Annotated in this window: 11 protein-coding genes; 6 read left to right on the top strand and 5 right to left on the bottom strand. The window is 68.7% G+C overall.

From position 1 onward, the window contains the following. Positions 1–20 precede the first annotated feature (20 nt). Genes ACN27E_RS25250 through ACN27E_RS25235 form a run of 4 tightly spaced genes read left to right on the top strand, consistent with a single transcriptional unit; the run spans position 21 to position 5393 of the window. Positions 21–998, top strand: coding sequence for an ABC transporter permease (locus ACN27E_RS25250; protein ID WP_422745719.1), 978 nt, complete (start codon positions 21–23; stop codon positions 996–998). Further along, the gene (locus tag ACN27E_RS25245) at positions 995–1882 is read left to right on the top strand and encodes an ABC transporter permease (protein WP_422745717.1); all 888 of its coding nucleotides are present in this window, start codon (positions 995–997) and stop codon (positions 1880–1882) included. The genes ACN27E_RS25250 and ACN27E_RS25245 overlap by 4 nt, the downstream gene beginning before the upstream one ends. Next, a complete protein-coding gene (locus tag ACN27E_RS25240) occupies positions 1879–3714 on the top strand; it encodes a dipeptide ABC transporter ATP-binding protein (protein ID WP_422745715.1) in 1836 nt (611 codons plus the stop codon). Before ACN27E_RS25245 ends, ACN27E_RS25240 begins: the two co-directional genes overlap by 4 nt. Positions 3715–3725: 11 nt before the next feature. Further along, complete coding sequence (locus ACN27E_RS25235) at positions 3726–5393, top strand: ABC transporter family substrate-binding protein (RefSeq protein ID WP_422745714.1); 1668 nt, start codon at positions 3726–3728, stop codon at positions 5391–5393. A gap of 39 nt (positions 5394–5432) precedes the next feature. On the opposite strand, the gene ACN27E_RS25230 is transcribed toward ACN27E_RS25235, so the two are convergent. The 3 genes from ACN27E_RS25230 to ACN27E_RS25220 form a co-directional block, all read right to left on the bottom strand. Next, on the bottom strand, positions 5433–6059 hold the full coding sequence (locus ACN27E_RS25230; RefSeq protein WP_422745712.1) for a hypothetical protein: 627 nt from the start codon (positions 6057–6059) through the stop codon (positions 5433–5435). 182 nt (positions 6060–6241) lie between these two features. Next, complete coding sequence (locus tag ACN27E_RS25225) at positions 6242–8890, bottom strand: AAA family ATPase (RefSeq protein ID WP_422745710.1); 2649 nt, start codon at positions 8888–8890, stop codon at positions 6242–6244. Beyond that, positions 8887–10038 (bottom strand): metallophosphoesterase family protein, encoded by a 1152-nt coding sequence (locus tag ACN27E_RS25220; protein WP_422745708.1) that lies wholly within the window; start codon positions 10036–10038, stop codon positions 8887–8889. Before ACN27E_RS25220 ends, ACN27E_RS25225 begins: the two co-directional genes overlap by 4 nt. A gap of 123 nt (positions 10039–10161) precedes the next feature. Between ACN27E_RS25220 and ACN27E_RS25215 the strand changes: the two genes are divergently transcribed. After that, the gene (locus ACN27E_RS25215; RefSeq protein WP_422745706.1) at positions 10162–10680 is read left to right on the top strand and encodes a SixA phosphatase family protein; all 519 of its coding nucleotides are present in this window, start codon (positions 10162–10164) and stop codon (positions 10678–10680) included. 34 nt (positions 10681–10714) lie between these two features. Then, positions 10715–12007, top strand: coding sequence for an HNH endonuclease (locus ACN27E_RS25210; protein ID WP_422745704.1), 1293 nt, complete (start codon positions 10715–10717; stop codon positions 12005–12007). 17 nt (positions 12008–12024) lie between these two features. Here ACN27E_RS25210 and ACN27E_RS25205 read toward each other — a convergent pair whose 3' ends face one another. Both ACN27E_RS25205 and ACN27E_RS25200 read right to left on the bottom strand, forming a co-directional pair. Then, positions 12025–12576 (bottom strand): DUF3558 domain-containing protein, encoded by a 552-nt coding sequence (locus ACN27E_RS25205; protein WP_422745702.1) that lies wholly within the window; start codon positions 12574–12576, stop codon positions 12025–12027. Continuing rightward, on the bottom strand, positions 12573–13157 hold the full coding sequence (locus ACN27E_RS25200) for a DUF3558 domain-containing protein (protein WP_422750110.1): 585 nt from the start codon (positions 13155–13157) through the stop codon (positions 12573–12575). Before ACN27E_RS25200 ends, ACN27E_RS25205 begins: the two co-directional genes overlap by 4 nt. Positions 13158–13245: the final 88 nt, after the last annotated feature.

Below are 13245 nucleotides of genomic sequence, written 5' to 3'. Positions count from 1 at the left end.
CACCCGGCGGACCGGCGCCGGTGACGCGTTTCCTCGCGCGCCGGCTGCTGAACTACGTCGTGCTGCTGGCGCTGGCCTCGTTTCTGACGTTCACCCTGACCTCGCTGACGTTCGAACCGCTGGAGAGTCTGCTGCAGCGCAATCCGCGGCCTGCTCAGGCAGTGATCGACGCCAAGGCCGCCGAACTGGATCTCGACAAGCCGATCCCACTGCGGTACGCGCACTGGTTGGGCGGCGCGGTGACCGGCGACTTCGGCACCACGGTGGCCGGGCAGCCGGTGGCCGCCGAGCTGTGGCGGCGCATCGGGGTCAGCCTGCGTCTGGTGGTGATCGGCTCGATTCTGGGCACCGTGATCGGGGTGGTGGTCGGTGCGTGGGGCGCGATCCGCCAGTACCGGCTGTCCGACCGCGTGATCACCGTGCTGTCCCTGCTGATCATCAGCACCCCGACGTTCGTCATCGCCAACCTGCTGATCCTGGCGGCGCTCAACGCCAATTCCGCGCTGGGAGTGCAGCTGTTCGAATACACCGGGGAGACCTCTCCGGATGTCGCGGGCGGGGCCTGGCAGCAGTTCGTGGACCGGTTGCAGCATCTCGTGCTCCCGACCTTCACGCTGGCACTCACCGCGATCGCCGGCTTCAGCCGCTATCAACGCAACGCGATGCTCGACGTGCTCGGGCAGGACTTCATCCGCACCGCACGAGCCAAGGGGCTGACCCGGCGTCAGGCGCTGTTCAAACACGGGCTGCGCACGGCCCTGATCCCGATGGCGACACTGTTCGCCTACAGCGTCGGCAGCCTGGTCATCGGCTCGGTGTTCGTCGAGAAGATCTTCGGCTGGCACGGCATGGGCGAATGGGTGGTGCAGGGCATCGCGACCCAGGACACCAACATCGTGGCCGCCATCACCGTCTTCACCGGCGCCACGGTCCTGCTGGCCGGTCTGCTGAGCGACGTGATCTACGCCGCGCTGGATCCGCGGGTGCGGGTGCGATGACCACCACCGAGCGCTTCGCGACCCGGCGCACCCTGGTGCTGCGCCGGTTCCTGCGTAACCGGCCCGCGGTGGTGTCGCTCGCCGTGCTGGTCCTGCTGTTCGCCGGCTGCTATCTGCTGCCGCCCCTGCTCCCGTACAGCTACTCCGAGCTGGACTATTACGCGCTGCAGCAGCCGCCGACCACCGAGCACTGGTTCGGCACCAACGGCCTGGGTCAGGACATCCTCGCCCAGACGCTGCGTGGGATGCAGAAGTCGCTGCTGATCGGGGTCGCGGTGGCCTTCATCTCGACCATCATCGCCGCCACCGTCGGGGCGATCGCGGGCTATTTCGGCGGCTGGCGCGATCGTGCGCTGATGTGGCTGGTGGATCTGCTGCTGGTGGTGCCGAGCTTCATCCTCATCGCGATCGTCACGCCGCGTACCCGCCAATCGGGGACCATCTTCTGGCTGATCGTGCTGCTTGCCGCGTTCTCCTGGATGATCAGCTCGCGCATCGTGCGCGGCCTGACGATGAGCCTGCGCGACCGCGAATTCGTCGTCGCCGCCCGCTACATGGGTGTGCCGCACTGGCGGATCATCGTGCGCCACATCCTGCCCAACGTGGCCTCGATCCTGATCATCGACACCGCGCTCAACGTCGGAGTCGCCGTCCTCGCCGAGACCGGGCTGAGCTTCCTCGGGTTCGGCGTCCAGCGCCCGGACGTGTCGCTGGGCACGCTGATTGCCGATGGCACCGGCTCGGTGACCACGTTCCCGTGGGTGTTCCTGTTTCCGGCGGGGGTACTGGTGCTGATCGTGCTGTGCGCCAACCTGATCGGTGACGGTCTGCGGGATGCGCTCGATCCGGGTTCGCGGCCCGCCCGGAAACGGCGGCGCACATGAGCCTGCTCGAGGTCTCCGGTTTGACGGTGACGTTCGCGACCGACACCGAGCGGGTGCCGGCGGTGCGCGGTCTGGACTACCACGTCGACGCCGGCGAGGTGGTGGCGCTGGTCGGCGAATCCGGTGCGGGCAAGACCGCCGGCGCGATGGCGGTGGCCGGGCTGCTGCCCGAACACGCCGAGGTATCCGGATCGGTGCGGCTGCACGGCGAGGAACTGCTCGGGCTCTCGGACGCGCAGCTCTCCCAGATCCGGGGCCGCCGGATCGGCACCGTGTTCCAGGATCCGATGTCGGCGCTGACGCCGGTCTACACCGTCGGCGATCAGCTCGCCGAAGCCCTGCTGGTGCACGACCGCAGCCTCGGCCGACGGGCCGCGCGCCACCGCGCCGTCGAACTGCTCGAGCTGGTCGGTATCGCACAAGCCGACCGTCGGGCGCGGGCATTCCCGCACGAACTGTCCGGCGGCGAACGCCAACGCGTGGTCATCGCCATCGCGATCGCCAACAATCCGGACCTGCTGATCTGCGACGAACCCACCACCGCCCTCGACGTCACGGTGCAGAAGCAGATCCTCGACGTGCTGCGCACCGCCCGCGACGTCACCGGCGCAGCGGTGTTGATCATCACCCACGATCTGGGGGTGGTCGCCGAGTTCGCCGACCGGGCACTGGTCATGTACGCCGGCCGCGCCGTCGAAATGGCCTCGGTGGCAACGCTCTACGAGCACCGCGTGATGCCCTACACCGTCGGCCTGCTGGGTTCGGCACCTCGGCTCGACGCCGCGCAGGGCGCCCGTCTGGTGCCGATCCCGGGCGCTCCGCCGTCGATGACCGACCTCCCGCCGGGGTGCCCGTTCGCCCCCCGATGTCCGCTGGCCATCGATGACTGCCGCACGGCCGAACCGGAACTCGTCCACGTCGCCGAAGGGCACCGGGCGGCGTGTATCCGCACCGAACACGTGGCCGGTCGCAGCGCGCCGGACGTCTACGGCGTCTCCACGGCGGCCCCGTCGGCGGAGCAGACCGGAGACACGCCGACCGTGCTGCGGGTGCGGGACCTGGTCAAGACCTACACGCTGACCAAGGGCGTGGTGTTCCGGCGCACCATCGGCGAGGTGCGCGCCGTCGACGGCATCAGCCTCGAGCTGCAGCAGGGTCGCACGCTGGGCATCGTCGGGGAGTCCGGTTCGGGCAAGACGACGACGCTGCACCAGATCCTGGAGCTGGCGCCGCCACAGTCCGGATCGATCGAGGTCCTCGGATCCGACGTGGCCACCCTGAACGCCAGATCCCGGCGGGCGTTGCGCGCCGATCTGCAGGTGGTGTTCCAGGATCCCGTCGCCGCCCTGGATCCCCGCCTGCCGGTGTTCGAGGTGCTCGCCGAACCGTTGACCGCCAACGGCTTCGACCGGGCCGGCATCGATGCCCGGGTGGCCGAACTGCTCGACATCGTCGGGCTGCGCCGAGAGGACGCCGGCCGCTACCCCGCCGAGTTCTCCGGTGGACAGAAGCAGCGCATCGGAATCGCCCGCGCACTGGCCACCCAACCGAAGATTCTCGCGCTCGACGAGCCGGTGTCGGCGCTGGACGTGTCGATCCAGGCCGGCATCATCAACCTGCTGCTGGACCTGCAGCAGCAGTTCGGGCTGTCGTACCTGTTCGTCTCCCACGACCTGTCGGTGGTGCGGCACCTGGCTCACCGGGTGGTGGTCCTCTATCAGGGCGCGGTCGTCGAGCAGGGCGACAGCGACGAGGTGTTCACCGCACCGCGACACGACTACACGCGACGGCTGCTGGCGGCGGTTCCCCAACCGAATCGACACCGGCGTTAGAGTTTGTGCGCATGACGTTGCGACGCCTGCTCTCCGCCGCCCTGATTGTCGCTCTGGCCCTGTCGGGCTGCTCCAGCGGCGAGCAGGAGACGCCCGCGGCGGGCGGAGCAGCCGAGGTCGGCGCCACCAACGACATCAACCCGCAAGACGTTGCCAATCTGCGCGAGGGCGGCAATCTGCGGCTGGCGCTGCCTGCGTTTCCGCCGAACTGGAACACGCTGCACATCGATGGCAACGACGGCACCCTCGGGGCGCTGATGCGCTGGACGCTGCCGCGTGCCTACCGCATCGGACCCGACGGCTCGATGACGGTCAACAACGACTACTTCACCAACGTCGAACTGACCAGCGAGGACCCGCAGGTGGTCACCTACACCATCAATCCGAAAGCGGTGTGGAGCGACGGTGTCCCGATCACCTGGGAGGACATCGCCAGCCAGGTCAATGCCGCCAGCGGCAAGGACAAGGCCTATGCGATCGCCAGCTCGGCGGGCTATGAGCGGGTCGGTTCGGTGACCCGTGGCGTCGACGACCGGCAGGCGGTGGTGACGTTCGCCGAACCGTTCACCGACTGGCAGGGCATGTTCGCCGGCAACACGATGCTGCTGCCCAAGAGCATGACCGAGAATCCCGAGGTATTCAACAAGGGTCAGCTCAACGGGCCCGGCCCGTCCGCGGGGCCGTTCATCGTGTCCGACCTGGACCGCACCGCCCAGCGGATCACCCTGACCCGCAACCCCAAATGGTGGGGTGCGAAGCCGCTGCTGGACAGCGTCACGTATTCCGTGCTCGATGATGCGGCCCGAATTCCGGCGCTGCAGAACAACGCCATCGACGCGACACCGGTGGCCACCCTCGACGAGGTCACCATAGCCCAGCGGACCCCCGGGATCTCGATCCGCCGGGCGCCCAATGCGCAGTGGTACCACATGACCTTCAACGGGGCGCCCGGCTCGATCCTGGCGGACCGGGATCTGCGCGTCGCGGTGCAGAAGGGCATCGACCGCCAGGCGATCGCGAGCATCACGCTGCGCGGACTCGCCGACGATCCGGTACCACTGAACAACCACGTCTTCGTGGCCGGACAGCAGGGCTACCAGGACAACAGCGGTGTGGTCGCCTACGATCCGGCCAAGGCCGCCGAGGAGCTCGACGCGCTCGGCTGGCGGATGAACGGGCAGTTCCGCGAGAAGGACGGCCGTCAGCTGGTCATCCGTGACATCTTCTACGATTCGCTGTCCACCCGGCAGATCGCCCAGATCGCGCAGAACAATCTCGCCCAGATCGGGGTGAAATTGGAGCTCGAAGCCAAGCCCGGTGCCGGCTTCTTCACCGACTGGGTGACCGTCGGCAACTTCGACATTGCCCAGTTCTCCTGGGTAGGTGACGCATTCGCCCTGTGCTGCCTGACCCAGATCTACACCACCGGCGCGGACAGCAACTTCGGCAAGATCAGCTCGCCGGACATCGATGCGAAGGTGCAGGCGATGCTCGACGAACTCGATCCGGAGAAGGCGCGGGAGATGGCCAACGAGATCGACACGCTCATCTGGGCCGAGGGCTTCAGCCTGCCGCTGTTCCAGTCCCCCGGCAACGTCGCGGTACGCAGCAGTCTGGCGAACTTCGGCCCCGCCGGCCTCGGAGATCTGGACTACACCAAGATCGGCTTCATGAAGTAGGTCGCCGCCCGGATCGAGGGCTCGCCCCGCCGGACCGGGTCAGGTCGACTTCTTCGCCGGCGCTCTGGTGGTGGCCGCCTTTTTCGCCGGCGCTTGGGTGGTGGCCGCCTTTTTCGCCGGAGACTTCGCGGGCGCCTTCTTCGCCGGTGCCTTCGCGGGTGCCTTTTTCGCCGGCGTCACAGTCTCGGCGGCCTTGGCCGGCGGAGCCTTCTTGGCTGGCGGGGCTTTCTTGGCTACCAGGGCATTCTCTGGCGGAGCCTTCTTCGCCGGAGCCGCGGTCTTTTTGGCCGGAGCCGCGGCCTTCTTGGCCGGAGCCGCGGCCTTCTTGGCCGGAGCCGCGGCCTTCTTGGCCGGAGCCGTGGCCTTCTTGGCCGGAGACTTCTTGGCCGGCGCCGGCTTGGATGGGGGGCTTCCGGCCGTCGGCGTCGAGGCCGGCAGCGCCTTCTTCGTCACGGCCTCGTTCCCTCCGGCGGCGGGCAACGCGGCCGCGGTCTGGTAACCGGGGGACTCCGAATCGCCCTCGCCGGAACCGATTCCGACCTTGTCGGCGGCTCCCTCGACGAGGTCGCGGGCGCGCTGCGCCAATTCACTCAGCGACGCAGCAGCAGCGGCGAGGAATTCGGCCACCCGCTGCTGCAGGGGCGCGCCGTTATCGTCTGATGACACCATGGCCTCCATTTCACCTGTGACTCACCTGGCCCATACCCGTTTTCACGCGAACCTCACGTGAAACGCGGAACGACTGTGCTCGTCACGGTCGTTGCAGGGGCCGACCTGCAGGCGGCCCAGCGCCCCCAATCGAGCTCGCGCGAACCGCTTTCAGGTCGCGGACCTACCTCGACCCGCTGCTAGCCGGCGGCTGCGTCGGTGAGCAATTCGATGCGGTGGGCGGAGTCCACAGATTTGTAGCGCTCGGGGTTGCAGGTCAGCACGATGACCTGTCCGCCCCCGCCGACGACGTCGAAGACCAATCCCATCTTCAGCAGGCGCTCGGGATCGGTGAACCCGAGCGCATCGTCGATCACCACGGGCACCGCGTCCTCCTTGGCCACCAGAGCCGCACCCGCAAGTCGCGCGACGATCCCCAACTGCTCCTTGGCGCCGCCGGACAGCGACTCGTAGGCAACCGTGCGGCCGGCAACAGTGCGGCTGCAGATCGACAATGAACTGTCGATCTCCACCTCGAAGGTCTCCCCGAACACCACGCGACCGAGCCGTTCCACCTCACGCCGGAACGGCTCGACATACCGTTCACGCGTCGCGCAGCGGTGCCGGCTCATCACATCGCGCAACATCTGCGCGGCCCTGGCCCGCCGGTGCACCCGGGCGTGGTCGGTGTGGGCGTGTTCGTATTCGGTACGTGCGGCGTCCAGGCGGCCCTGCCGACCCTCGGTGCCGTACACCTTGAGTGTCGCGCTGATCTCCCGCAGTGCTTCTGACGTCTCACGGCACCGGGCTTCCAGCGCGCTCGCCGCACGCGTCGCGTCGGAGTACGCCGCTGCCACCGCGTCCGGCGCGCCGGCGGTCCACTGCTCCCGCAACAACTCGACCCGGGCCGCCGCCTGCGCGGCAGCCTCGCCCTCGATCTGCGCACGCACGGCGAGGGCGGCATCGTCGACGCCGGCGCGCGCCGCACTGAGACGCTCGCTGGCAGCGGCGAGTTCGGCACGCGCCACCGCGACCTTCTCGCGGGCAACGGTCGTGCGCAGAGTCGCCTCCGCCATCCGCTTGGCGGCCGCCACGGCGACCTTGCGATGCGTCTCGCAGGCGGTGATCGCCTGCTTGTGTGCGCCCAGCGCCGATTCCAGTGCACTGCGCGCCGCGGTGACATCAGTCGGGCCGTCGAGCTCGAACAGCGTCGCGTCGGAAGGTTGCCCGTACAGCAACGCAGCGAGGCGCCCACGCAACGCGTCGACGGTGTCGTCACCGCTGAGCGCATCGACGGTTGCGCGCAACGCATCCCGCCTGCTGCTGAGTTCCCGACGGCGCGCGTGCAGGTCCCGGGCACCTGCCAGGTCCTGCGCGCCGGCCGCATGCAGCGCCGCGGTGAGCACGGCATGGGCCTCGTCCAGCCGGGCCTGGGTCTGGACGGCCGGAGTTCCCGGCACTATACGCGCGGTCAGCGTGCCGGGCACCGCGAGGTCGGTGGGTGACGTGGTGCTCACCGACCAGGTATCTCCCGGGCCCAGGACGACGCATTCACCCCCCACGGTCACCGCTACGTCAGTGGACGCGGCCAGTTCGATTCGCGCGGAGGCGAGGTCGGCCTGCCCGGCGGCGCGCTCGACGTCGAGTGACGCGGATTCCACGCTACGCAGCAACGCATCGGTCACCGTCATGTTGGCCAGCTGGTCGGCGATGTCGGCCGATTCCTGTACCGCAGCATCCAATTTGGCCAGTCGGGCGGCAAGCCGGTCGGACTCCTCGCGGTCGGAAAGCCGCTGCAGCGTCGCTCGTGCGGCGTCGGCGGCGTCCTGACACCGTTCGACCTCGGCACGAGCCGTCTCGGCCTCCTCCTCGGCGACGTCGTGCACCTCACGCGCGGTCGCCTCGGCCTCCACCGCCGCGTCGACGGCCGCGTCGAGCGTCCCGATCGCCACCGAACGCTCGTCGATCTCGGCACGCAGTCGGCGCCGCTCGGTGAGGGCTGCGACCGTGGCGTCCCGAGTGGCCTGTTCACGGGTCAAGACCACTTCGGCTTCATCGAGTTCGCGACGTAGCGCCGCCGACGACTCGGCCGCCGCGCGGGCTTCATCGAGCCGGTCCTGTGCCGCGGCCTGCTGTGTGGTCAGTGCGGCGAGATCGTCGGTCAGCGCGGCGTCGCGGCGCACCGCAACCTCTACCTCGGCGACGGCGGCCGCACAGCGGGCAACCTCGGCGTCGGCGGCCTGCAGACGCTTCACGGCGGTCGCCCACTCACCGGTCGCGCGGCCCGTTCCGGTGAAGTACCGCGAGTATTCACCGTCGATGCGGTCGACGAGCAGCGGCTCGGCGCCAGACAGGGTGTCCGCCTCGCCAGCAGCCGCGTCCAGCGCACGCGAGAGCGCGTCCGATCCGGACAGTTCGACCGCTGCCGTGGACGCCGACTGCCAGATGCGCTGCGCCCGCCACAGATCCATGTCCACCGAGTCCGCCAGGATCTTCAGCACGCGCTCGTGTGCTTCGTCGCCGGTCAGCTGTTCACGCTGCGGCGACAGCACGTGCAGCCAGGTCTCGGGCTTCTTGTGGAAGCGCTTGTGGTACACGAACCGGTGGGCACCCGCGCTGATCTCGGCGGTGATCTCGGCCCCGACGTCAGCGTGGGTCGGCTTGACCTGCTTCACCTCCTTCTTCGACGACCGATCCTTGGCGTCGAAGAGCAGATCCAGGGCCTCCACCATGGACGTCTTACCGATCTCGTTGGCCCCGCTGACGATCACCACACCGTGATCGGGAAAGTCGATCTCGCGGTGGCTGATGCCCCGGTAGTTGGTCAGGACCAGCCGGTGCAGCTTCATGCGACGTCACTCCTGTCGACCAGACGCAGCAACAATGCCAACGCCGCGCGCGCATCTTCGGCGCCGTCGCCGTCAGCGCGGGCCAGCCCGACCAGTTCGTCGACCGCCGCGGCGGCGAAACCGCCGATGCCGAGGTCGTCGAATTCACCGTCGGCGGGCAGCACGGCGATGTCGGTACCGCGCTCCCACACCGTCAACGCCGCGAAGAGCCGGGCATATCGGTCCAGGCAGGTATCGAGTGCCGCCTTGTCGGTGACCGTCAACGAACCCGTCAGGCCCATACGCACCACGGTGCGTTCCTTGTCGGGCATCAGGTCGAGGTTCAAGTCCAGATCGGCGATATCGCGGCGGTCGTCGACCGACCGGGTGAGGGTGACGAACTTCCACCGGCCCAGGCGTTCGGCATCCACCCGAACCGGCCGGTGCGGTTCCTGATCGTCGATGTCAACCACAAGCGCGTGGCCGGAGTCGCTTTCGATGTCGTCGTAGTTGGTGACTTCCGGTGAGCCGGAGTACCAGACCCGCCCGGTGGCACCCACCGAGGTGCGGGAATGTTTGTCGCCCAAAGCGACATAGTGCACTGCACCGCGCGCCAAAGCGGCTTCCACCGCATCGAGACGAATCAGCGAGGGCTTGTCCTTGCCCGGATCGATGAGATCGACCGCACCGTGGGCCACCACGACGCGGGTGACGCCGTCGGCGGGTAGTCCGGCGAGCACGTCACCGACCAGATCGGATGTCGGCGCCTTTGACCGCCACGGTGCCGCGACGATCTCCAGACCGGGCCGTACCTGATAGACCCCGGCCCGATCGAGAACCGTGACGTGACTGGGACATTCGTCGGCGAACAACGGGCTGGTGTACACCGACCCCGCATCCAGCGGGTCGTGGTTGCCCGGCAGCAGATAGACCGGGACACCGACGGTGCGCATCGCTTCGAGCGCCTGGCTGACCTCGCGGGGGGCCAGTTGGTTGTGCTCGAACACATCGCCGGCGACCACGACGAATTCGGCGCCGGCGGTGGCCGCGAGGTCACCGACGGCGACGACGGCGTCGCGTCTGGCCGCCGAATACCGCGGCTGCGCCTCGCCGTTGAGGAAGTGGCGGGTCATGCCCAGCTGCCAGTCGGCGGTGTGGATGAACTTCATCGCAACCCCGTCCTCCCCCTCGTCATCAGCGTTGTCGTCGTGCGCATCGGAGTCTAGGTGTGGCCGCCGACAACTCTGCGGACCTCGATCGGCATGTGGCCGCGCTGGCATAGCGTGGTGACCGTGAGCACCGAGTTCCGGACCCTCCTGCTGCTGCGCCACGCCAAGTCCGGGTATCCGTCCGGCGTCGTCGACCACGAGCGTCCGCTGGCCGAGCGCGGGGTGCGCGAGGCCGGACTGGCGGGTGAGTATCTGCGTGCGCATGCGCCGGTCATCGAGGCGGTGCTGTGCTCGACCGCGACCCGCACCCGGCAGACGTTGCAGCGCGCTCGCATCGATGCACCCGTGTGCTACCTCGACGGCCTCTACGATGCGACGCCGGGAGAAGTGATCGATCAAATCAATCGGGTGCCCGAGCTGTTCGACCATCCGGTGCGGACCCTCCTGGTGATCGGCCACGAACCGGCGATGTCACGGGTCTCGCTCGGCCTCGCCGACCTGGACGGCAGCAATCATGCCGCCGCTGAGGCCCTCTCGAGCAAGTACCCGACATCGGCTATCGCCGAACTACGGACCGCGCACACCTGGGAGCGACTGACGCTCGGCGGCGCTGCACTGATCACGTTCCACGTGCCGCGCTGATCTGCTGTCGGTGCGCGGCCGTACAGTCGCACGCATGTTCGAAGAATTGGCCTCGGTGGACGACGCAGCCGACGAGGCTGCGCTGGTGGCGCGGCTCACGGCGCTCGAAGCCGCCAAAGCCGCCGCCGCGGCCGGCCAAGCCCGGGCCACCGCGCTGCTGGACGCTCGTCGCCGCGCCGCTGACGCCGCCGCGGGGATTCCGCCCGCCAAGCGGGGCCGCGGATTGGCCGCCGAGATCGCCCTGGCCCGACGCGACTCCCCCACCCGGGGCGGACGCCATCTGGGATTCGCCCGCGCCCTGGTCCACGAGATGCCCCACACCCTGGCCGCCCTACAGACCGGGATGCTGTCGGAATGGCGGGCCACCCTGCTGGTCCGCGAATCAGCCTGCCTCAGCGTCAACGACCGGCGCCGCTTCGACGCCGAGCTGTGCGCCGACCCCACCAGGCTCGCGGGCTGGGGCGACACCCGGCTAACAGCAGAAGCCAAGAGGATCGCCTACCGTCTCGACGCCCAGGCCGTGGTCGATCGCGCCGCCCACGCCGCCACCGATCGCCGTGTCAGCGTGCGCCCCGCCCCGGACTGCATGACCTACGTGACGCTGCTGCTGCCCGTCGCCCAGGGGGTGGCGATCTACGCTGCCTTGAAACGGGCGGCCGACACCACCGTCGACGACCGGTCACACTCGCAGGTCATGGCGGACACCGCCTATGAACGACTCACCGGCCGGCCGGCGGACGCCCCGGTACCGATCACGGTGAACTTGGCCATCTCCGATGACGCCCTGCTGGGCGGCGGCACAGAACCGGCGCACCTGCACGGCTATGGGCCTGTTCCGGCGGGTACCGCACGGCATTGGATCACCGACGCCGCCACCGACTCCCGCACCCGAGCCACTCTGCGCCGGCTCTACACCCGGCCACACACGGGGGCGCTGGTCGCGATGGACTCGCGAGCCCGGATCTTCCCCAAGGGCCTGGCCACCTTCATCGACCTTCGCGACCAGACCTGCCGCACCCCCTACTGCGATGCCCCGATCCGCCACCACGACCATGCCCGCCCCTACGCCTTCGGTGGACCGACCAGCGCCGACAACGCACTCGGTGAATGCGCCGGCTGCAACTACACCAAAGAAACCCCCGGCTGGACCGTCGCCACCACGGCCGGCCAGGGGCGGCACAGCGCCACCTTCATCACCCCCACCGGACACCGCTACACCAGCACTGCCCCCGCCGCACCCGGCCACCATCCCGTCCACATCACCCGGCCTCGGATCCGGATCCGCTGCAGGCTGATATCCGCTCACCACAGGCCGTTACGCAGATGATTCGCGCAGGGGTGCCGCTACGAACTGGTGGCCAGCGTGAGCTCCATCAACTTGATCGCCATACCGCAGGCGTCGATGCCGGGCGCCTGCGGGTTGACCCACCAGCCGACGACTCCGCCGGCGTCACTGGCCACGCCGCACGCGCCGTTGGGGTCGTTGGGCCGCATCACGAACGACGGGACACCCGCGACATTGCGGTCCTCGATCCGGTACTGCAGCTTCTGCGCGGTCTGCCGCTCGTTGTCGAGACTGCCGTCCTCGAACCAGAAACGCGTGATGTCGACGAGCCCGTTCGGGTTGGCCGCCTGCCAACGGCACACCGCGCCGACGAAGGTGCTCTGGATGTCGAGCGGATCCGCCCCGACGGTCTCGGCCAGGATGTCGGTGGTCAGAACGTCGCATTCCTTGAGCAGGTTGGGATACTGCCGCTCCGACTGGTCGTTACTCGGTCCCCCGCTCGAACCAGCCTTGGCCGCGGTCCCGTCCACCGTGCGTGTGCAGCCCAGCAGCATCGACAGGGTGGCCAGCAGCGTCGCCACTACGGCGAGGATCCGGCGACGCGGACTCATTGCGAGTTCACGATCGACTGGCGGGTGAGCTCTTTGGCCACCTCGCACGGATCGGGGAACGGTTTGCGGTCATACGTCACCGACCACTCGATGAAGTCGTCGCCGAAGCCGATGCCGATCTCGCACAGGTTCGTCCCGAGCGTCAGGTCGTCCCCGATCGCGAGGAATCCCTCGTGACCCTCGATGTTGACGTCCTCCACACTCGTTCGAGAAAGCTCTTCGGTCTTGCGCTCCCGCCCGATCGGACTGCCGCGAAACCACGTGAACGAGAAGTGGGGACCGACGATGCTGCCGTTGGTCAGCCATTGGCATCCGACCGACGTGGTCGCGGTGTTCTTCAAACCGGGGATCTGGGTGACCTGGCTGATGGTCTCGTCGCTGATGCCGCCGCACTGCGGGAAGAAAGGGCCGTGCGACGCGCCGTCGGCGGACTGGGTGCTCTGCGGCTCGTCCGGCGTGGCGGGCCCGCCCGAATCGGAGCAGGCGCCGACCACCGGGATGAGCGCCGTCGCCAGTGCGGCCAGCGCCTTCGCGTTGCGGGCTCGGCCCGTTCTGCGCGTGCTGGGAGTCACGCCATGCACTGTAGCGGCCGCGCTGATCGTGAACCACCGACATGCCGGTTGACCAGCATATTCTCGGCGAGTCCGGCGGCCGCGTGCCGAGACGTGG

The sequence above is a fragment of the Mycobacterium sp. WMMD1722 genome, from assembly GCF_049315205.1.
In the GTDB taxonomy this organism is placed as follows: Bacteria; Actinomycetota; Actinomycetes; order Mycobacteriales; family Mycobacteriaceae; genus Mycobacterium.
Note: the sequence above shows the minus strand (reverse complement) of the source record. Positions and strands in the feature narration are given on the sequence as shown.

Bases quoted from the DNA above. Each gene is read 5' to 3' on its own strand.
- ACN27E_RS25220 (WP_422745708.1), bottom strand. From the start codon at position 10,038: ATGAAGTTCATCCACACCGCCGACTGGCAGCTGGGCATGACCCGCCAC.
- ACN27E_RS25205 (WP_422745702.1), bottom strand. From the start codon at position 12,576: ATGAGTCCGCGTCGCCGGATCCTCGCCGTAGTGGCGACGCTGCTGGCC.
- ACN27E_RS25210 (WP_422745704.1), top strand. From the start codon at position 10,715: ATGTTCGAAGAATTGGCCTCGGTGGACGACGCAGCCGACGAGGCTGCG.
- ACN27E_RS25240 (WP_422745715.1), top strand. From the start codon at position 1,879: ATGAGCCTGCTCGAGGTCTCCGGTTTGACGGTGACGTTCGCGACCGAC.
- ACN27E_RS25225 (WP_422745710.1), bottom strand. From the start codon at position 8,890: ATGAAGCTGCACCGGCTGGTCCTGACCAACTACCGGGGCATCAGCCAC.
- ACN27E_RS25235 (WP_422745714.1), top strand. From the start codon at position 3,726: ATGACGTTGCGACGCCTGCTCTCCGCCGCCCTGATTGTCGCTCTGGCC.
- ACN27E_RS25245 (WP_422745717.1), top strand. From the start codon at position 995: ATGACCACCACCGAGCGCTTCGCGACCCGGCGCACCCTGGTGCTGCGC.